This is a genomic window from Klebsiella sp. WOUb02 (assembly GCF_050058015.1).
In the GTDB taxonomy this organism is placed as follows: Bacteria; Pseudomonadota; Gammaproteobacteria; order Enterobacterales; family Enterobacteriaceae; genus Klebsiella.
On the sequence record NZ_CP170111.1, the window covers coordinates 333,933 to 352,271 of the forward strand.

The window sequence follows — 18,339 nt, forward strand, 5'->3', positions numbered from 1 at the left end:
CTTGTTATCTTGTTATCTTGTTATCTTGTTATCTTAATTTATTTGTAAATCATATAGTTAACAACTTACTAATCTATTAACATAATAAAAAAATTGCGTAATCCGCGTTTGGGTGGCAGTATTAAGTTGTTATCTTAATAACTTAATATGAGGCTATAATGATAATTGTATTAGGTAGTCAAAAAGGTGGTGTTGGTAAAAGTACACTTGCGGTATCAATAGCCGCATATCTGATGTCATTAGGTAATCGCGTGATTATTGTCGACGCAGATGACCAGAAATCAGTATTAACCTGGTACAACAACCGCCCTGAAGATCTCCCCCATATTCCGGTTACAGGCGCAACAGGCAACATTAAAGCAATGTTAAAGGAACACGAAAAATCCTATGATTTTGTCATTGCAGACTGTGCTGGCCGTGATAGTGCTGAAATGCGTAGTGGATTGATGGCCGCAGATGTATTTATTTCTCCTTTGCGTCCTTCTCAGATGGACCTAGATGTTGTGCCTCATACATGCTCCGTTTTTACAGCAGCAAAAGATTTTAATGAAGATGTTCGGGGATATCTCGTTTTAAATATGACTCCCACAAACATGTTTGTTAATGAAGCCAATCAGGCAGCTGAAGTACTTAAAGATTACCCTGAAATGCATCTGGCGAATTCCCGAGTATGTGATCGTAAAGCACATAGAGATGCCTGGGCCGAGTCAATGACAATTTTCGAAACGCAAAATGATAAAGCACAGCAAGAAATCGAAGCGTTAGTTAAAGAGGTTATTCTGTGAGAAATAGAGCAAACACTCCACCTCGTGACGAGGCAGCATTTATTAACGGTGGCACGGCTGGTCTTGATAATGCCAAAAAGTCATCAGATAAATCATCGGTTGTAAGCAAAGCAAAACCAGTGAGTATTTCCTTTTTTGAAGAAAACTTAAAAGACATTGATGACCTTATAACGGCAGAGATGGTTTCAGGTAAAGGCAGAGTGAATCGTTCCGATGTTATCAGGGCGGCGGTAGAAGCACTAAAAACACTATCAAAAACAGAGATATCACGATTGATCGCAGAAGCAAAACAAAGATAACATCTTGTTATCTTGTTATCTTGTTATCTTGTTATCTTGTTATCTTATTGTCTATTAGCTCAGACTCAATCTGACAGTTTCCGCAGATAGAATGTAATCAAATCTGACAGTCCGCAATGAGCGAAAAGCGGACCTATCATTATGGTGTGTTTATCAAAGAGGACCCAAAATCTCTGCAGTGCATCTTTCAGTTCGCTGAACAACTCTTGTTGATGAATACAATTTGTATTTAGCAACTTCCGCTGATGGCACAGTGCGGACCACAGGACTGAGTGAAGGTCCGCTGTGAGCGAGAAGCCAACGCCTGAAGTACACTGAGACATTGTTTGGAAAGAAAATGAGAGCAGAACTATACTGAGTGGTTTATAACAAATATCTTATTACTTCGAAGAACGAAATATTTATTATGCTATCCTACATGCTGCATCAATATGCGAAGTTACCTGTACCTGAAGTAACCCTTCGTACATGGCTTGAACTATGGCTCTCAGAGCAGGAAGCAAGGTGTACAGATAAAGGCTTCTCTGCGCATTTTCCCTGGAGAGAGACAGGATTATGTCAGGAATACTTTTTACAACGAAAACTCAGCGTTGATGGAAAACAATTTCTTACTGGCCCTCGTTACCAAGGGGGAGATATTAATAAACCTTTCATTGATATTGTAGGTATGGATTCTGACGTAAATCATGCCGCATTAAAATTCATAAGTAATGAATGGTCGCAGCTCAGACCTCAGTACATCCGCATTCTTGTGCCGGGCCAACACTTCCAGCAGGGCATTGCCGACCAGTATATCTATGCCTCCTATTTGTCTGATGATATTGAATTTCATGATAAATCTCTCACTGTGCAACCGGCAATATACGAAGATTTTGACTGGTGTCGTCAGACCCTGAGCGAAGCCTATAAGCATACATGGCTTACAGTTCCTGGCCTGACAACAAGCAATTTGACAGCTGCAGGCGACGAAGAGTTGCGCGACCATATTTCTGAGAGAGAGGTATATATTGTTTATGAACAGGGTATTCGTGGCGGGTTGCTAATATGCCAGAAAGGTGAAATTGCTTTTCTGAGAGGCTATCGTATTACTGAAAAAGTCATTCTTCCTGCTTTTCGTGGGCGGTCCTTATCCGCCCGGGCGCAACACATACTTTTCAGGTTGTTATCTCATTCCTGTCCGGATCTATCTTTGTATATGGGAACAATCATTCCGGAAAACATTCCGTCGATAAAATCTGCAGAAAGAGCGGGGCGTACTTGTATTCTAAGCTATCAATTTCTACCCGTCTGCGGCGTCAACGACTAACAATAAGGCTAATCTCACTTCAGCCAACATCCGCTACTGGCACTGAGCAGACGTTAGACCGGCCACTTGAATTTTGGGAAAGTGACCGGGCTGCTGCGGTAAATGTCAGCTTTTCCTAAATTCACACGGTGCATAAACGTTCGTTTATGCGTGAAGGTGGAATGGATAAAAGTTGGCAGTTATCGCAGCTACCCGGTCACTGCCCCTACCGACAGGGAGATAAAGGTTTATGAATAAATACAAGTTCGCGCCCTGGCTGAGTCGCTGGAAACTCATCCCAGACGGCTCACCATTCGTAACGCATACATCACAACTCCTCCCGGTTAAAACATCAACCGATGGCGTAAAAGCAATGCTGAAAATTACCGATGACCTGGAAGAACAAAGAGGTAATGCACTTATGGCATGGTGGGGAGGAAGTGGAGCTGCCCCGGTAATTTCCCATGAAAATGAGGCGATTCTTCTGGAGCGTGCCACGGGGCCCGCATCTCTGTCCACGATGTCCAGAGAAGGCCAGGACACAGAGGCTTGCCGTATTCTGTGCCTTACAGCAAACCAGTTGCACGTAGGTCAGAAACAGCCAATACCACAACTTACTTCTCTTCATGACTGGTTCCACGCCCTTAAACCAGCCGCCCGGATATATGGGGGGATTCTGAAGCAGTGCGCAGAAATATCTGAAGATCTGCTATCTTCGCCGCGTGATGTGACCACGCTACATGGCGATTTGCATCACGCTAACGTCCTTGATTTTAGGTCATCCGGTTGGCTGGCAATTGACCCGAAAGGATTAAAAGGTGAGCGAGGGTTCGATTATGCCAATATTTTCACCAATCCGGACCTTGGTAATCCAGCTTCTGGAATAGCCGTTGTTCCGGAAATATTTAAACAACGACTTAATATCGTGGCCGAAACAGCCGGTCTGGAAAGAGAGAGGCTTCTGATGTGGATCTGTGCATGGTGTGGATTATCCGCAGCATGGACGCTGGAAAGTAACGGCACGATTTCTGTTACAACGAGAATAGCAGAGGCTGGCAATATCTGAACTAAACAACTGTATGGGAAGTTAAGGTTAACTTTTTCGATTAAAAACTAGGCTGTGTCCCTTAATTACATAACCTCTTGTAAAACAATCGGATGCAACCCAGTTTCACCATCGCCAGATAATTCCTCGCCGTTTTGTCGTAACGTGTGGCAATGCGGCGGTATTCTTTCAGGCGACCAAAGCACCTCTCAACAACATTGCGATTGCGGTAGGCTTCACGATCGAGTGGTGAACGACCATCTGTGGCCATTTTTTCATTGGATTTACGCGGGATGACAACTTTTATCCCTCTTCTTTTCAGTTCGTTACGTAACGCATGTCCGGAGTAGGCTTTATCAGCCAGTACTGCATGACCACGGCGCTTGATACTTCCGTTCTGGCGCTGAACACCGATACCGTCCAGAAGACGTTGTGCAAACTGGCTTTCGTGAGCCTGACCGGGACTCAGTACGATGTTTAACGGCAGACCACTTCCGTCTGTCGCCAGATGAATTTTGGTGCCAAAACCACCGCGAGAGCGACCCAGCCCATTATCTCCGGTGATATCGGGTTGTTTTTTTGCGCACCGGCAGCACATTTCAGCGCCCGGATATTGCTGCCATCCAGTGCAGTGGCCGACCAGTCCACGAGGCCATGTGCATCCAGAGCTGAAAGTAACTTGTTGAAAATAATGTTAATCACACCCGATTTTGACCATCGGTTAAAGCGGTTATAAACGGTCTTCCATGGGCCGTACCGTTCAGGTAAATCACGCCATGGTGCACCTGAACACAGCACCCAGAACATGCCGTTGATGATCATACGATGCTCCGCCCACGGACGCCCGGCCTGTGGAGAGGCAGACGCTGCTGGCAGAAAGGGTTGGATGATAGTCCATGCTTCATCGGGAATGTCGTAGCGAGCCATAGTTTAATATGTTGTGGAAACAGACAGTTACTATAGCTCAGGTGATTACGGGACACAGCCTAGCCTTAACGTACAATAATTTTCGATATCCAAACTGACCCCCAATGGGCTGTTGAGGCAGTTTATCCCCAAAGGAACTGACCTGACAGCAGTGACGGATGACGAGCTCCGCAAGTACCAGGGAGCACTGAACAGCAGGCCACGAAAATGCCTCGAATTCCGGCAGCCTTCAGTGGTCTTTGCAGAGTTAAGAAAGGCGGCTTAGGCTGTGTCCCTTAATTACATAACCTCTTGTAAAACAATCGGATGCAACCCAGTTTCACCATCGCCAGATAATTCCTCGCCGTTTTGTCGTAACGTGTGGCAATGCGGCGGTATTCTTTCAGGCGACCAAAGCACCTCTCAACAACATTGCGATTGCGGTAGGCTTCACGATCGAGTGGTGAACGACCATCTGTGGCCATTTTTTCATTGGATTTACGCGGGATGACAACTTTTATCCCTCTTCTTTTCAGTTCGTTACGTAACGCATGTCCGGAGTAGGCTTTATCAGCCAGTACTGCATGACCACGGCGCTTGATACTTCCGTTCTGGCGCTGAACACCGATACCGTCCAGAAGACGTTGTGCAAACTGGCTTTCGTGAGCCTGACCGGGACTCAGTACGATGTTTAACGGCAGACCACTTCCGTCTGTCGCCAGATGAATTTTGGTGCCAAAACCACCGCGAGAGCGACCCAGCCCATTATCTCCGGTGATATCGGGTTGTTTTTTTGCGCACCGGCAGCACATTTCAGCGCCCGGATATTGCTGCCATCCAGTGCAGTGGCCGACCAGTCCACGAGGCCATGTGCATCCAGAGCTGAAAGTAACTTGTTGAAAATAATGTTAATCACACCCGATTTTGACCATCGGTTAAAGCGGTTATAAACGGTCTTCCATGGGCCGTACCGTTCAGGTAAATCACGCCATGGTGCACCTGAACACAGCACCCAGAACATGCCGTTGATGATCATACGATGCTCCGCCCACGGACGCCCGGCCTGTGGAGAGGCAGACGCTGCTGGCAGAAAGGGTTGGATGATAGTCCATGCTTCATCGGGAATGTCGTAGCGAGCCATAGTTTAATATGTTGTGGAAACAGACAGTTACTATAGCTCAGGTGATTACGGGACACAGCCTAGCGTTGCACTTCGAACTTGAATCCGCCCAAAACCATATGCTTCTCAAAGTCTGAAGAGATGCACGACAAGATCATCGGCTGGTATCTGACAATCAACCACTACCACTAAATCTGCGTCACGACCCAATGATTACCGTTCATCCATCGCTTTCACTGTTTTGCGTGATTTTTTGTTCATTTATGATACAATAATAAGGCGAAAAAATGGTTATTAACGAATTAATCGCACCGCCCCTATCCTATATCAGAAAGATAATGTTTTCGGCTCTATACTTTGATAAAAGTAATTATACTTATCTTCCGAATCAAAAAGTATCTGAATGAACTCATCTTCGATCAGTCTGGTCAGAGAATCGATTACGGTATCCTGACCAAAGCCTGTTATGTTCGAAATATCCTGCACAGTAACAAAGCCATTAATCTGTTTCAGTACAGAAACCAATTCCATGTTTAAAACTGGTATGATCTTTCTTGTTTTTCTGTTCAATATATAATATTTAGGCTGGTAGGTGGTGTCATTTAAGAAAGTATTATTCGATACGAATGAAGAGAACCAGGGAAAAAATGGAACGGCATTCTCTGAAATATTTTCAATCTGAAATTGTATCCTTTTTTTATGGACAAGTTTTGGATACCAGAAACGCCTTGCTTTATTGATAGCCTGCAGAGGAGAAAAACGGAAAGCGGAACGTGACCTGGGATAATGTGAAGTTAACGAAATATTAAGCCCGGATTCCTGACTTTCTATTTCATGAAAACACCATGAAGGCATGAACACGGCCATACCGGGGGAGACAGTGAACTCTTCATTTTTAATCCCAAGAGTTTTTAGTTTATCAAAATTAATTTTAAGTTTATGAGGTTGTTTTAAATCAACATATTTGCACAAAAATAAAGACTCCTCAATTAATCTGAATCTTTTCCTTCCCTGAACCTGGAGAAAGAAAGTATCTACCGGATCTGCATGAAGTGAACTCAGTGTGTTACCGTTTGAAATCCAGTGGTTATGAAAGACGCTTTCTTTCATATAATCTTTAAAGATGGTTCTGCTTGCCAGATAATCATCGAAATCATTATTACCACAAGTACGGATGGTTTTCCATCCAGCCTGGATGCAGTGAACTCTGAACAAAATAGGTAACATAGTAGTCACCGCTTTCCTTTAAAAACATTCGCTCCAGGTCCAGTGTTTTCTTTCTCCCCTGAACTTCAGCGTAGAGCGGCTTATCAGCCCAGTACGACCCGTTATGATTACTGGACAAAAATTGTGTTTGTTGAAGAGACAAAATCTCATCCACACTGCAACATTCAATTCCTTGATTTACAGACATATTAATAAACACGCATGGGTTGCGCATTTTATTTGTATGAAGCATAAGGAGCTCTTTTGTGAGCTCCTTAAATTGCATATCAATGGTCTTCATTGTGTAACCTCAGTTCCATTACTGAATTTAAATTGTGTTTTAATCCTGAAACTCAGCACTACAAAAATTATCATTGTAAATGCAGCCTGTATATATATGATTTTATACAATGCATCGCCTTTAAAAGAATGTAACCAGATCACGGGGATAAACCCCACCAACAGAATTAAGACAGCAATTGACTGTGGGTAAAGTGTATCATGTAACGCTCTCAGATGACTCATGGACAAAAGCATAAGTGAAGACGTAACAAACAAAGCTGAAATGCTGATAAAGTAATTTAAGTTATATAAAGCAGGTTCAGCGTTATATAATTTCAGTAAAAAATAATATCCACCTGCACCAATGATCAGTATGCTGAAGATAGCAATACAACCACAAACGATCCCTTTTTTGAAAATCTGGTAATGAAACTTAAAATCACTTCCGCTAACAAACAGGCTATGTATTTGTGCAAAAGCAGCAAATGGCAATGACAGAATTCCCGATATACTCATCATTACAGACAAATCTGCAACAAGGCTGCTGTTTATATCGTTTATGCGCTGAGTGATAAGAAAGTATACCGCTTTTTGTCCGGTCAGGCCCAGAGCTACAGGTAATCCGATAACGATTATTTTTTTTGAGGCCTCTGTGACTTTTAAACCAATCCCCTGCCTTAAATTACCATCAGAATGTGAGGCTATTACCCATGCATATAAGAAAAAAAGAATAATCTCGATTAGCAAAAATACGGAAAAAACATGCCAAGTAACAACTTTATCGACAAATACCGAAAGAGATACGATAGCAACCGCACTGATGAAAGTACTGGCAATCTTTACTTTAGCCATTATCTTGTTGCTGATATAGCTTTCTATGTAATAAAATAAATATGTGTTAATTATTAAGAAAGGAACGCAAAAACAATATATTCTCCCAGCCAAATCTACATATTTATCGACCAAACTGACGAAGTAAAACAGCATAATCGTTGCAATGAGCCCACCTGAAACCGACAAGATAACAGCCAACGGCAGACCGCTCAAAAATATCTCGCCCCCGCTTTCGCCTGTTTTTTTTGATTCTGCCGAGAAATTCCCGACCATTGCTAATGGCATAGACATCAAGACTACAGGAAGAGAAAACATCGCAGTAAGATAAGTAAAAGTTCCCAGTTCCGGATAGTTGAGGCGGGCGATCATGACGGTGATCAGGGTAAAACCAGCAAAGGGAACCACCCTGCTGGTAATGAATGGTATGATCTTGGACCTGATATTATTAAAGTAATCTGGCTCACCAAATATCAATGATTTTCTCACCAAACTCTACCTCGTATATTTGTTGTGTAACATCAAATGCAGTTCTTAAGTTATGATAATCTGTCTCACCTCTCATGCCAAAATATGGGTAGTGGTGAAAATAGTATCCAAAAATATTGTTGCAGTCTCTGATGTACGACCTTGTGTCTAAAATATGATGGTGCCAGAATTCATCTATGGCGAGGCTTGGGACAATGACTTTAACAACATCATTGTATTTTTTATTCAGATACAGAAAGTTTTTATAATATTGCTCCGTCATCTGTAATTCTTTTTCAGACCAGACTCTGAAAATTAATTCATCTGACTTTGATAACTTATTTTTTAACTCGGTAAAGTCAAGTTTATCAATGTACTCTACAGCTTCTTCAAGAGTAGGTTCTCGCCCGGTAAGTGCAATTTCCATACTATGTGGTAAAGTTTTTGCAATATCGTCCATCATCATACTTCTTCCTTTTTGAGGGGGAACGATGGGGGAGTGGATCACTCCCCCGACATTTCTTACCAGCCACCACCCCCCTGGCAGTGGGCATTAGAGTTACCTGGGCCAGCGGCTCCGGAATAGAGATCCTTACCCTTAACCTTTTGTACCGGCTTCTTAGAAGAAGCGGCTGCTTTCAGCATTTCAGAAAGTTTTTTCATTTCCATTTCCTTTTTAGGTTATGCGCATCTGCGCCATGAAAATTAACTACATGTTTACATAAATTTTAATTCCATGTAACAAAAAGTGCGATGCGCATCACAATAAAAAATTATAAATATTGTTCATTTGGCACAAAAACTTGACTTGGTGTACGTAGTGTTATTATCTTCCATGGTGATGATATTAAGATTATTACACTTTGTAAGAGAGTATTTTTTTTTGTTTTCTTTCATAAATATCTAATTAATAGATTTTCAGGGTGATACTTTCCGTACGGTATTATTAACAGGCTTATTTCAGTGTTTTTTAATTATACCTAACTGATTCACCCACAATATTTGGTAGTCATCATCAGGTTTGTCACGCATATTTATTTTTGATTGCGCACCCAACTTGCTATGAAATTTTACGTAAGGTGGTGATTACACTTTCATACAGAACTACCATTTTTGGTTATACAGTGCGCGAATTCAGATAATAAGTGCAACGTCCGGTTATGTGGGTGGACAGGTAATGCCTCCAGTGGGATAAAGTCCGCGGGCGAGGTGTGAATTTCGCAGGCAGAACGCGAAGCACTGTCGCTGAATCAGGCCGGGCAGTGTGGTAAGCTGGTTTTTTCTGAACTGACTGAAATGGCGCATGAAAAAATCCACCCCGGTGCCGCATGACGCGGCCTTCAAGGCCTTCCTGACAGCTAAGGGGAGAGTCACCATTTTCACTGAACGTGCTGCATGTGACAGACTGCTTGGGTGTCGTGGATCAATTTCAGAAAAAATACCCTGGAATAAAAGTAGAGGTTCTCGACAACAACGACGTAATGCTGATCCCCAGGAGATTGAAATGATGGATGAAGAACGCATGACTTATGAAGAATTGCGAACTGAGTATTTAGATTGCTTTTATAGCTGTTGTAGAAGTCACATTAATGCCTTTAATAAAAATGGGACGACTTGGGAATACGGCATTGAAGAAATAGGGTATGCATCTTACCAATACGAAAATGCACCGTTATCGCCTGTAGAAATGCTAATGCTGAAAGTGTTTACACTCATCCTTATAGCCGGTAGAGGGCCTAAAGATGTTGAGAATAATTACCGGAACTCAATTTCTGCCATTTTGAAAAAAACGAATCTTGAATCTCTAATTAAATCCGGTAAACCCCCGGCTTTGCCGGGGGACTCCGAAAGGTTTGACCTTTAAGTCAGTCGCGCGAATCTGAAATCTCCGCCAAGAGATGAGGATTCGTGATGAGAGACTATCAGAGCTTAAGCCATACGAAATGGGACTGTAAATATCACGTGGTTTATATCCCTAAACGCCGGAAGCAGCGGTTATATGGTGCGCTGCGGCATGAGTTGGGAAAAATATTCCACGAGCTTGCGAGCCAGAAGGGCTGTCAGATTCTGGAGGGGCATCTGATGCGCGATCATGTCCACATGTGCATCAGCATACCGCCAAAGTACTCGGTATCGACAGTAGTCGAGTTATGTTCATTTGTGGTGTATGGGGATCCGAAGAGGGTGGCGTATCCTGCTGATTGATTTCTTCCCGGATTTCAACAACAGAGAGATGATACGCCATGACCAAGTCTACCCTACAGGTGTTGCCTGAGCTACTTGAGGCCACCGACCCACTCCATGATTTACTTCGAACCGGCGCACAGCAGTTGATCGCCAGTGCCGTTGAAGCAGAACTGGCAGTTATGCTCGCCCGGTTTGCCGGGCGCCGACTCGATGATGGCCGCCAGGCGGTGGTGCGTAACGGTTTTCTACCTGAGCGACGCATTCAGACCAGTATCGGCGATGTCAGCGTCAAAGTCCCGAAGGTCAGGGATCGCAGTGGCAACGGCATACGCTTCAACAGTGCCTTGTTACCGCCCTACCTGAAGCGGGCTAAATCCGTAGACGAGTTGCTACCCTGGCTGTACCTTCGTGGGATTTCTACCGGCGATTTCCACGAAGCCCTGTCGGCTCTGCTCGGCGAAGGGGCTTCCGGCCTCTCGGCCAGCACCATCAGTCGTCTTAAGGCTCAGTGGCTGGATGAGCACCATATCTGGGCACAACGCGACCTGAGCGATACGCGGTATGCCTATCTTTGGGCTGATGGTATTTACAGCAACGTACGGCAGGACGATCGGCTGTGCCTGCTGGTTGTCATCGGGGTCACGGAACACGGTCGTAAGGAGCTGATTGCTGTTGAAGATGGTTACAGGGAGTCGGAGGCGAGTTGGTACGAGCTCCTGAGCGGGCTGCGCACACGTGGCCTGACGATATCACCGAAGCTGGCAACCGGTGATGGCGCAATGGGCTTCTGGAATGCACTGTCGAAAGTGTTTCCTGACACCCGGCACCAACGCTGTCTGGTACATAAAACCGCTAACATACTGACCTCGTTGCCGAAGTCGGTGCAGCCGAAGATAAAAAGTGAATTGAGGGATATTTGGCTGGCAGAGAACCGTGTGTCAGCAGACACGGCGCTGGATGCGATGCTGGTGAAGTATGGCGACAAATATCCGGCAGCGATGAAGAAGCTGACGAAGGATCGAGAAGAGTCTGCTCGCCTTCTACGATTTCCCGGCGGCACACTGGGCGTCAATAAGGACGACTAACCCCATCGAATCGGCATTTGCGACAGTTCGGTTACGCAGCAAACGAGCTAAGAACTGTGGCTCGAGAGCGACGACGTTGGCGATGGTATTCAAGTTGCTCCAGTCAGCGCAGAAAAACTGGAATCGACTTAAGGGATTCGAGCTGTTGACTTTGGTGGTCAACAACGTGCCGTTTAAAGACGGCGAACAGGTGGAAGATGAAGCATCAGATCGGAGCGTCGCCTGATGTCTTCGTACACCAGATTTGACAATAACTCACAGTAGTCGGCTATCTGAAGGGAAAAAGTGCGATAGCGATAGCACGACACTTCGGCAGAGGTAAAAACTTCACCGGTGAAGTTTTCTGGGCTCGAGGTTATTTCGTTTCAACCGTTGGTTTGGATGAAGCCACGGTCAGGGCGTACATACGCAACCAGGAGAGAGAAGACGAACGATACGATCAAATGAAACTGAACGTATAGCAGCCGCCCTGGGCGGCTCATGGTTTGTCGGCGCCTTTGAGGCGCTCACCCTAAAGCCTCCGGCTCTGCCGGAGGATACTTACTCGATGGGAACCATTTTTCGCCCTGTTATCGTATCATAAGTGAGCAAAAAACCACGATAATCAGTGAAAACGATGGATGAACGGCAATCATTTTAGTCATGAACAGAACAATCAATGATTAAATCGCACCTTCCTTAGCCGATCGACTTATTATAGTCTGAAGAGACGTGAGAAATTAAATGAATAAGACGTTAAATACTTCAGGGGTTGATATGAGTAGTGTAGTTGTTTTCGATATGGATAAAACATTGCTTTCTGGTGATGCTACCAAGGAATGGATGTTAATGAGGTTTAAAAGTGGAGTTATTAGATTCTCATTGGCGCTTGTATGTGCGCCATTCGCGTTACTTCTATTACGCACCAATAGATTTAAATCTATTGGTGCGTCAGCTCTTTTCTATGTTGCTTCTTTCGGAATGAATGAAAAAGAGCTTTTAGATAGTTTTCTTTGTTTTGCATCTGATCTTGCCGATGGAAACATGGCCAGCATTCATTGGATGAATGACGGGCTCCATGAAATATCTCTTCATCAGAGAGAAGGTCGACGGATTATTATTGTAACTGGATCGCCTGAGATTTTCGCTAAGGAAATATTTTCCGCAAAAAATATCGATGTTGAAGTTATTGGTACTATTTTATCAAAAAAAACATTAGGCGGATGGGTAGGTAAGCATCACTGTAGGAACCAAGAGAAAGTGAGGAGAATCCTTAACAGGGGGGTTGAATCTAGATGGCATTCTACATATACCGATGACATAGACGAAGACTATCCAATACTGGTCAATGCTCAGGAAAAATTCTTGATAAATTCACGGAGAGGAAAAGATAAGATAGGTGATATTAAATATCTATCATGGAAATAAGTTACTTCATAGCTTCTTATACCGTGAGACCAAAAACAAGCCTATATCAGATAACAGCCCTCCTTAGCAGAGGTTTTTTTTGCAGCCAGCGCAGAACCTGACATACTGCACTACTCTATAAGCCAGTATACGGGGTTCGACGCTCAACGGAACGGCTTCACACACTAAGACTATTTTGTCTTATAAATCAGAGTATTACTGACAGTTAAAATCATATTAAAAAACGGCACATAGTACACATGCGTGTGTGTTAATCGATTTTTCAGACGGATTTTTTCGCGTAACGTGAGATTTCGTTCGACTGAGCATCAAGCCCCTCTTATGACCTGTAAATATCTTGCGTGCGTTTTTTCTACGTATCTTTCAAAACTGCTAGAAGTGAAATTTTTATAAGTCCATCTAGCGATACTGAGTTATGTTCATTTGTGGTGTATGGGGATCCGAAGAGGGTGGCGTATCCTGCTGATTGATTTCTTCCCGGATTTCAACAACAGAGAGATGATACGCCATGACCAAGTCTACCCTACAGGTGTTGCCTGAGCTACTTGAGGCCACCGACCCACTCCATGATTTACTTCGAACCGGCGCACAGCAGTTGATCGCCAGTGCCGTTGAAGCAGAACTGGCAGTTATGCTCGCCCGGTTTGCCGGGCGCCGACTCGATGGTTAGGAATCTGGAAAAACGTTTTAAAAACTCACTGACCATGAACACAGGCTCCCGAAACGCAGTGATGGTATGTTGTCGGGGAAATCATGACAATAAAATACGGTTTTCGGTGTGTTTTTAACCGGAAACCCATTTTTCGGGCGCACTTATCGTGCGGCCTGTGTCAGAAGCCATCGTTTCCGGGCGATGTTATGCAGCCTTTCCGCCACTAATTCCGTGGCATGCCTGCCGGCCTGTGCGCTGACAAAGCGCAGCCGGTTGCCACAGAGGATGCATTGATACGGGTCCGTGCGCAGGAACCCTTTCAACAGCGAGGCGAAGCCGGGCTGTTCCGGTTTTTTCCGCGCTTCCGTCTGCAGGGCTTCATAGACTTTTGGCAGCAGCGAACCCCGTTTGCGGTTGGACAAAAAACCGTAGTAACGCACCATCTTAAAATGCTTTGCCGGCACGTGGCTGATATAGCGCCTGAGCATCTCTTCCTGGGTCAGCGACTGCTGGCGGTACTGCTGCGTGCGGTGGTCGTAGTAATGGTGTATCACTGCGCCGCCGCTGTAGTGCCTGAGCTTTGCCGCCGACACCGGCGGTCGCTTCAGGTAGCGGCCCAGGTATTTGACGCTCCGCCAGGCGCCCCGGGTCTTCTTCGCAAAATGCACCTTCCAGCGGCGCCCGTACTGCGCCTGCAGATAGCGCTGCCACTGCTTTTTGTCGCGGATATGCCCCAGCCCCGGCAGGCTGCCGGGATTTATCAGGTCATGGCTGTGGCGCAGCAGGCGGATGACGGCTCCGCGCCAGATTTCCTCGACGGCATGTTTCTTAAAGAAGAGGTCGCGCCAGACGCCATGCCTGATATCCAGCCCGCCGCGGGTGACGGAGAGGTGAATGTGCGGGTGCTGATTGAGCTGGCGGCCGTATGTATGCAGGGCGCAGAAGATCCCGACCTCCACGCCCTGTCTGCGGGCCCAGCGAAGCATGGCGCGGGTGGCGGCGCGGAAGAGTGCATTCAGTAATGGCCAGTTGTTGTTGAAAAAGGGCCAGAGGAGGTGGGGCATGGTAAAGGTAATGTGCTGCCAGTCGCAGTCGGGAAGGATATGACTCTGCCGGGCTACCCACTGCTCAGTGGCTTTGAAGCCGCAGGAGCTGCAGGCCTTTGATTTGCAGGCTCTGGCAGAAAAAGCGGGAGTGGGTGCAGTCCGGTGATGCACAGCAGAAGCGGCGTACGCCCATGGTCGTGGTGCCGCAGGCGAGCATGCGTTCTACGCAGAGGCGGGTCCAGGGAGTGACGCGGTCACTGAATTTTCCGAGAAACGAATTCCAGCCGTCATCGACGGTGAAGAGCAATTTTGCGGGGCGTGGAATATACATGCTGTAGAGTATAAAACGGGGTTCAGGGCATGCAAAGCCCCGGAACCGCGAAGCGGTGACGCTCGCCCTGTAAGGGCGCTACTGTTCTCCAGGTCGTGTCGTTGCCAGATGGAGCGCACGCCGCTGCCGGAGATAAACACGCCTTTTTTACGCAGTTCATTACTGGTCCGGTGCTGACCATGAGCCGGGAACTCAACGGCATACTCAACAACCGCGTGTTCAGTGGCTTCATCGGCGCGGTTCTTCAGGTTAGGGACTCTGCGGTTTTGATTAATCAGCGCGTCAATACCGCCTTCTTCAGCCAGCGCCTGATAACGATAAAAGGTGTCGCGTGACACGCCCATGATTTTACAGGCTTTTGAAACGTTACCGAGTTCTTCGGCCAGATTGAGCAGGCCGGCTTTGTGTTTGATGATGGGATTGTTAGTATAAAGCATGAGAGTTACCTCGCGTTTTGTATAAGGATTCGACACCCATATCAAAACCGGTAACTCTCAGCCTTTCAAGGCTCAGTGTCAGCTCAAGTCGCGACTAATACACTTAAAGTGATCTACTATTCCGCGCAGCTATTTAGCGAAGCGTTCCCAGATTGGTCACGCATAGCGTCTCTTGCATTAAGTCAAAACTGACTCTCGCCCCAACGATCCTGGTGACGGTCAGGCAACAAACGTTGTGTGCCACCGATCCACCGGTTTCCAACCCAGGGAGTAGTTGTGCAGGTAACTTCACCACATGAGTGTAAGCGCCCCATAATGAACGTGGCGTAAGGATTATTTTACGGAGGATAGGTTCCAGGGCAGCAGCTCATGTACCCGGTTTGAAGGCCAGTCGTTGATCTTGCTTATCACCTCGCACAACCAACCTTCCGGCTCCACACCGTTCAGTTTGCAGGTGCCAAGCAGGCTGTAGATGATGGCTGCTGCCTCACCCCCGTTGTCAGAGCCGAAGAACAGGTAGTTCTTTCTGCCAACCGCCACCGCGCGCAGCGCGTTTTCTCCGATGTTATTGTCGATTTCCACCTGACCGTTACGGCAGTACTCATTCAGGGCGTGCCACTGTTTCAGTATGTACGCGAACGCCTTCGCCGTCTCCGCGTGAACCGACAGCGTCGTCATTTGCGCCTCTATCCACTCGTGCAGCGATGTCATCAGCGGAACCGACCGTGCTTTTCTTATCTGCAGCCGTTTCCCGGCCGGGCTGCCGCGTATTTCCGCCTCGATGGCATACAACGCACCTATACGGTTCAGCGCTTCATTCGTCATTTCTGTCGGGCGTCGAACATGCTCATCGTGGATTTTCCTTCTGGCATGCGCCATGCACGCTGCTTCTCTGATGTGCCCGGACTCATACAGCGTGTCGTAAGCACCGTACGCATCTGCCTGAAGCACGCCTCTGTACCCTGAGAGATGTCGCTGAGGATGTTCCCCCTTACGGTCCGCTGAGTACGAGAACCAGACTGCCGGCGGTTCTGGCACCCCGGCGTTACGGTCATCCCGGACGTAGACCCACAGCCGACCGGTTCGCGTTTTACCACTCCCGGGCTCCAGCACCCTGACCGGCGTGTCATCAGTGTGCACCTTGCCAGCCTGCATAACGTACTGGTTGAGCGCCTCATGCAGCGGACGAAGCCGGTTGCCCATCATCGCGACCCAGCGGACCATCGTGTTACGGCTCAGCGCCAGTCCATGACGGGCGTAGATTTCTGTCTGCCGGTACAGCGGCGTATGCTCCACATATTTTCCGACCAGGATGCGGGCCAGCAGGCTGCTGCCCACACGACTGCCTTCTACCGGCTTTGCCGGGAGCGGGGCCTGCACGATAACGTCGCACCGGCTGCACGCCAGCTTCGGTCGGACCGTTTCGATGATTTTAAAGGCGGTTTTGATGATCTCCAGTTGCTCAGAGAGAGTTTCTCCCATCACCTTCAGACTCTCCACCACATGACAGGCAGACGCTGGTCGCTGGCAGTAAGGTCTGTGTTTCCCGAGGCAGGTCGGCTGGCAGCGGTTTTCGGGCGGTGTGGCGGGTGGGTTTTTCTGGCGTCGTTTGCGACACGACAACACTATCTGCTGGTATATCCGGTACCGGCTCGTTGCCATTCAGGCAGGTTTTTGCCGCCTCCAGTCGGCTTTCCAGCTCTGACAACCGTTTCTCTGCCTGGCGGATTTTGTTTTCCAGCTTATTACGGCTCTTTTCCGAACTCTGACCGAACAGCATTCGCCGTAGTTTATCCAGCTGTGCTTTCAGGCGGTTGATTTCCTGCTCATAACCCGCCACCTGGCCTGCATACTGGCGCAACCGGGTCTGCTGGTCGTTCAGCATCGCCCGCTGTTTACGCAGCATGGCTTTTAACTGGTCGATATCGTCAGGGAGTTCATTTTTCATACACCCGACATTACAACAGGTTACACCCGCAGGCCAGGACGTTGTGATGACTGTGGATGTTTCCAGTTGAGGCCTTCCAGCAGCATAGCCAGTTGCGCCGGGGTCAGATGGATCTTCCCGTCGCTGACAGCGGGCCAGACGAAGTGTCCACGCTCAAGACGTTTGATGAACAGGCACAGACCATCCTCATCGGACCACAGTAGCTTTACCATATCACCACGGCGCCCCCGGAAGATGAACAGGTGGCCGCTGAATGGGTCCTCGTTGAGGACATTCTGCACGCGGGAGGCCAGGCCGTTGAAGCCGTTTCTCATGTCGGTAACGCCCGTCACCAGCCAGATGCGGGAACCCGCAGGAAGGGATATCATCAGCCACCTCTCTTCAGTTCGCGAACCAGAGCCGACAGCATGGCCGGGGTGAGGTTGCCGGACAGCTTCAGGCGTGCACGGCCGATACTGACCTCACAGCATTGCCCGGCATCCGGTGGCAGGCTTTGCGCTGATGCTGCCGGGAGCTCGGGCAGCGCGGGTCGTGAGTATTCGGTGGTCACAACAGGAACGATATCGTCACTGATAATGGCCGGTGCTGGGGGTGTATCAGATGGCTCATCAACCAGATGACGATAGCGCTGACGCCAGGTGAACAGCAGGTTGTCATTAATCCCGTTCTGGCGGGCAAGCCGTGCCACGCAGGCACCGGGTTGCAGTGATCGCTGAACCAGGTCGAGTTTGAACGGCATGGAGTAGGTAGCCCGCTGGCGTGGGACTGTCGGTTGGGTCATTTGTGATAGAGTCCATTTAAAAATTAAGTGGACTCTATCATCACCGGATTAAAGGTACGTCGACAGACGTCGTTGCCGGGGCGCTTACACATGAGTACGAAAATTGTCTTTTTCGTCGATAGACAAGACCTCAGCGGTGCCGCTTACAATACCGGTGAACATATTTTGCTCCTGTTATCATTCGTGAGCGCATCATGGCCATTTGACAGTGAGGCGCCATCATCTGGCCCTCTAGTCC

The 18,339-nt window shown here is 47.3% G+C and carries 14 protein-coding genes and 11 pseudogenes; 12 read left to right on the plus strand and 13 right to left on the minus strand.

Features of this window, described 5'->3' with window-relative positions; genetic code table 11:
• Positions 1-158: 158 nt before the first annotated feature.
• The 4 genes from ABOC21_RS29675 to ABOC21_RS29690 all read left to right on the plus strand — a co-directional run bounded on the left by ABOC21_RS29675 (position 159) and on the right by ABOC21_RS29690 (position 3,435).
• Positions 159-785 carry a ParA family plasmid-partitioning AAA ATPase gene (locus tag ABOC21_RS29675; protein WP_000587691.1) on the plus strand — a complete coding sequence of 209 codons (627 nt, stop codon included), beginning with the start codon at positions 159-161 and terminating at the stop codon, positions 783-785.
• Positions 782-1,084 carry a hypothetical protein gene (locus ABOC21_RS29680; RefSeq protein ID WP_426815667.1) on the plus strand — a complete coding sequence of 101 codons (303 nt, stop codon included), beginning with the start codon at positions 782-784 and terminating at the stop codon, positions 1,082-1,084. The genes ABOC21_RS29675 and ABOC21_RS29680 overlap by 4 nt, the downstream gene beginning before the upstream one ends.
• Positions 1,085-1,490: 406 nt before the next feature.
• Positions 1,491-2,390: a hypothetical protein gene (locus tag ABOC21_RS29685; RefSeq protein ID WP_426815668.1), complete on the plus strand. Its 900-nt coding sequence runs from the start codon at positions 1,491-1,493 to the stop codon at positions 2,388-2,390.
• A 229-nt stretch (positions 2,391-2,619) separates the two neighbouring features.
• Positions 2,620-3,435 (plus strand): aminoglycoside phosphotransferase family protein, encoded by an 816-nt coding sequence (locus ABOC21_RS29690; protein ID WP_426815669.1) that lies wholly within the window; start codon positions 2,620-2,622, stop codon positions 3,433-3,435.
• 61 nt (positions 3,436-3,496) lie between these two features.
• On the opposite strand, the gene ABOC21_RS29695 is transcribed toward ABOC21_RS29690, so the two are convergent.
• A protein-coding gene (locus ABOC21_RS29695) for an IS5 family transposase (protein WP_426812222.1) occupies positions 3,497-4,341 on the minus strand; the annotation gives its coding sequence in 2 pieces (ribosomal slippage) (positions 3,497-3,996 and positions 3,996-4,341; 846 coding nt in all).
• 103 nt (positions 4,342-4,444) lie between these two features.
• On the opposite strand from ABOC21_RS29695, the pseudogene ABOC21_RS29700 reads away from it, so the two are divergent.
• Positions 4,445-4,606, plus strand: a pseudogene (locus ABOC21_RS29700) (IS30 family transposase); the annotation flags it as partial.
• 10 nt (positions 4,607-4,616) lie between these two features.
• On the opposite strand, the gene ABOC21_RS29705 reads toward ABOC21_RS29700, so the two are convergent.
• Positions 4,617-5,461, minus strand: a protein-coding gene (locus tag ABOC21_RS29705) for an IS5 family transposase (protein WP_426812222.1) whose coding sequence is annotated in 2 segments (ribosomal slippage) — positions 4,617-5,116 and positions 5,116-5,461 — 846 coding nt in all. Because the reading frame shifts where the segments join, the coding sequence is not laid out codon by codon here.
• Between the two features lie 90 nt (positions 5,462-5,551).
• Here ABOC21_RS29705 and ABOC21_RS29710 point away from each other — a divergent pair.
• Positions 5,552-5,632 (plus strand): annotated as a pseudogene (locus tag ABOC21_RS29710) (IS1 family transposase); the annotation flags it as partial.
• A 135-nt stretch (positions 5,633-5,767) separates the two neighbouring features.
• On the opposite strand, the gene ABOC21_RS29715 reads toward ABOC21_RS29710, so the two are convergent.
• The 4 genes from ABOC21_RS29715 to ABOC21_RS29730 form a co-directional block, all read right to left on the minus strand.
• Positions 5,768-6,667: a cupin-like domain-containing protein gene (locus ABOC21_RS29715; RefSeq protein WP_426815869.1), complete on the minus strand. Its 900-nt coding sequence runs from the start codon at positions 6,665-6,667 to the stop codon at positions 5,768-5,770.
• 276 nt (positions 6,668-6,943) lie between these two features.
• A complete protein-coding gene (locus ABOC21_RS29720) occupies positions 6,944-8,248 on the minus strand; it encodes a hypothetical protein (protein ID WP_426815670.1) in 1,305 nt (434 codons plus the stop codon).
• Positions 8,223-8,693, minus strand: coding sequence for a glycine-rich domain-containing protein (locus tag ABOC21_RS29725; protein WP_426815671.1), 471 nt, complete (start codon positions 8,691-8,693; stop codon positions 8,223-8,225). Before ABOC21_RS29725 ends, ABOC21_RS29720 begins: the two co-directional genes overlap by 26 nt.
• A gap of 56 nt (positions 8,694-8,749) precedes the next feature.
• Positions 8,750-8,890: a hypothetical protein gene (locus tag ABOC21_RS29730; protein WP_426815672.1), complete on the minus strand. Its 141-nt coding sequence runs from the start codon at positions 8,888-8,890 to the stop codon at positions 8,750-8,752.
• A 640-nt stretch (positions 8,891-9,530) separates the two neighbouring features.
• On the opposite strand from ABOC21_RS29730, the gene ABOC21_RS29735 reads away from it, so the two are divergent.
• The 6 genes and pseudogenes from ABOC21_RS29735 to ABOC21_RS29760 all read left to right on the plus strand — a co-directional run.
• Complete coding sequence (locus ABOC21_RS29735; protein ID WP_426815673.1) at positions 9,531-10,091, plus strand: hypothetical protein; 561 nt, start codon at positions 9,531-9,533, stop codon at positions 10,089-10,091.
• Between the two features lie 47 nt (positions 10,092-10,138).
• Positions 10,139-10,372 (plus strand): annotated as a pseudogene (tnpA, locus tag ABOC21_RS29740) (IS200/IS605 family transposase); the annotation flags it as partial.
• Positions 10,373-10,470: 98 nt separating this feature from the next.
• A pseudogene (locus ABOC21_RS29745) lies at positions 10,471-11,725 on the plus strand (IS256 family transposase).
• Positions 11,726-11,759: 34 nt separating this feature from the next.
• A pseudogene (locus ABOC21_RS29750) lies at positions 11,760-11,960 on the plus strand (transposase); the annotation flags it as partial.
• Between the two features lie 262 nt (positions 11,961-12,222).
• A complete protein-coding gene (locus ABOC21_RS29755; RefSeq protein ID WP_426815674.1) occupies positions 12,223-12,906 on the plus strand; it encodes a haloacid dehalogenase-like hydrolase in 684 nt (227 codons plus the stop codon).
• 508 nt (positions 12,907-13,414) lie between these two features.
• Positions 13,415-13,570 (plus strand): annotated as a pseudogene (locus tag ABOC21_RS29760) (IS256 family transposase); the annotation flags it as partial.
• 149 nt (positions 13,571-13,719) lie between these two features.
• Here ABOC21_RS29760 and ABOC21_RS29765 read toward each other — a convergent pair.
• From ABOC21_RS29765 to ABOC21_RS29795, 7 genes and pseudogenes are all read right to left on the minus strand, one after another.
• Positions 13,720-14,935, minus strand: a pseudogene (locus ABOC21_RS29765) (IS91 family transposase).
• A gap of 83 nt (positions 14,936-15,018) precedes the next feature.
• A pseudogene (locus ABOC21_RS29770) lies at positions 15,019-15,372 on the minus strand (helix-turn-helix domain-containing protein); the annotation flags it as partial.
• 136 nt (positions 15,373-15,508) lie between these two features.
• Positions 15,509-15,673: pseudogene (locus ABOC21_RS29775) on the minus strand (riboflavin synthase); the annotation flags it as partial.
• A gap of 32 nt (positions 15,674-15,705) precedes the next feature.
• A pseudogene (tnpC, locus tag ABOC21_RS29780) lies at positions 15,706-17,320 on the minus strand (IS66 family transposase).
• A gap of 20 nt (positions 17,321-17,340) precedes the next feature.
• The gene (gene tnpB, locus ABOC21_RS29785; protein ID WP_426811792.1) at positions 17,341-17,688 is read right to left on the minus strand and encodes an IS66 family insertion sequence element accessory protein TnpB; all 348 of its coding nucleotides are present in this window, start codon (positions 17,686-17,688) and stop codon (positions 17,341-17,343) included.
• Positions 17,688-18,101 carry a transposase gene (locus tag ABOC21_RS29790; protein ID WP_426811791.1) on the minus strand — a complete coding sequence of 138 codons (414 nt, stop codon included), beginning with the start codon at positions 18,099-18,101 and terminating at the stop codon, positions 17,688-17,690. The genes tnpB and ABOC21_RS29790 overlap by 1 nt, the downstream gene beginning before the upstream one ends.
• A gap of 87 nt (positions 18,102-18,188) precedes the next feature.
• A pseudogene (locus ABOC21_RS29795) lies at positions 18,189-18,263 on the minus strand (riboflavin synthase); the annotation flags it as partial.
• Between the last annotated feature and the right edge of the window lie 76 nt (positions 18,264-18,339).

Bases quoted from the DNA above. Each gene is read 5' to 3' on its own strand.
- ABOC21_RS29725 (WP_426815671.1), bottom strand. From the start codon at position 8,693: ATGATGATGGACGATATTGCAAAAACTTTACCACATAGTATGGAAATT.
- ABOC21_RS29685 (WP_426815668.1), top strand. From the start codon at position 1,491: ATGCTATCCTACATGCTGCATCAATATGCGAAGTTACCTGTACCTGAA.
- ABOC21_RS29790 (WP_426811791.1), bottom strand. From the start codon at position 18,101: ATGACCCAACCGACAGTCCCACGCCAGCGGGCTACCTACTCCATGCCG.
- ABOC21_RS29755 (WP_426815674.1), top strand. From the start codon at position 12,223: ATGAATAAGACGTTAAATACTTCAGGGGTTGATATGAGTAGTGTAGTT.
- tnpB (WP_426811792.1), bottom strand. From the start codon at position 17,688: ATGATATCCCTTCCTGCGGGTTCCCGCATCTGGCTGGTGACGGGCGTT.
- ABOC21_RS29735 (WP_426815673.1), top strand. From the start codon at position 9,531: ATGAAAAAATCCACCCCGGTGCCGCATGACGCGGCCTTCAAGGCCTTC.
- ABOC21_RS29730 (WP_426815672.1), bottom strand. From the start codon at position 8,890: ATGAAAAAACTTTCTGAAATGCTGAAAGCAGCCGCTTCTTCTAAGAAG.
- ABOC21_RS29675 (WP_000587691.1), top strand. From the start codon at position 159: ATGATAATTGTATTAGGTAGTCAAAAAGGTGGTGTTGGTAAAAGTACA.
- ABOC21_RS29690 (WP_426815669.1), top strand. From the start codon at position 2,620: ATGAATAAATACAAGTTCGCGCCCTGGCTGAGTCGCTGGAAACTCATC.
- ABOC21_RS29715 (WP_426815869.1), bottom strand. From the start codon at position 6,667: ATGTTACCTATTTTGTTCAGAGTTCACTGCATCCAGGCTGGATGGAAA.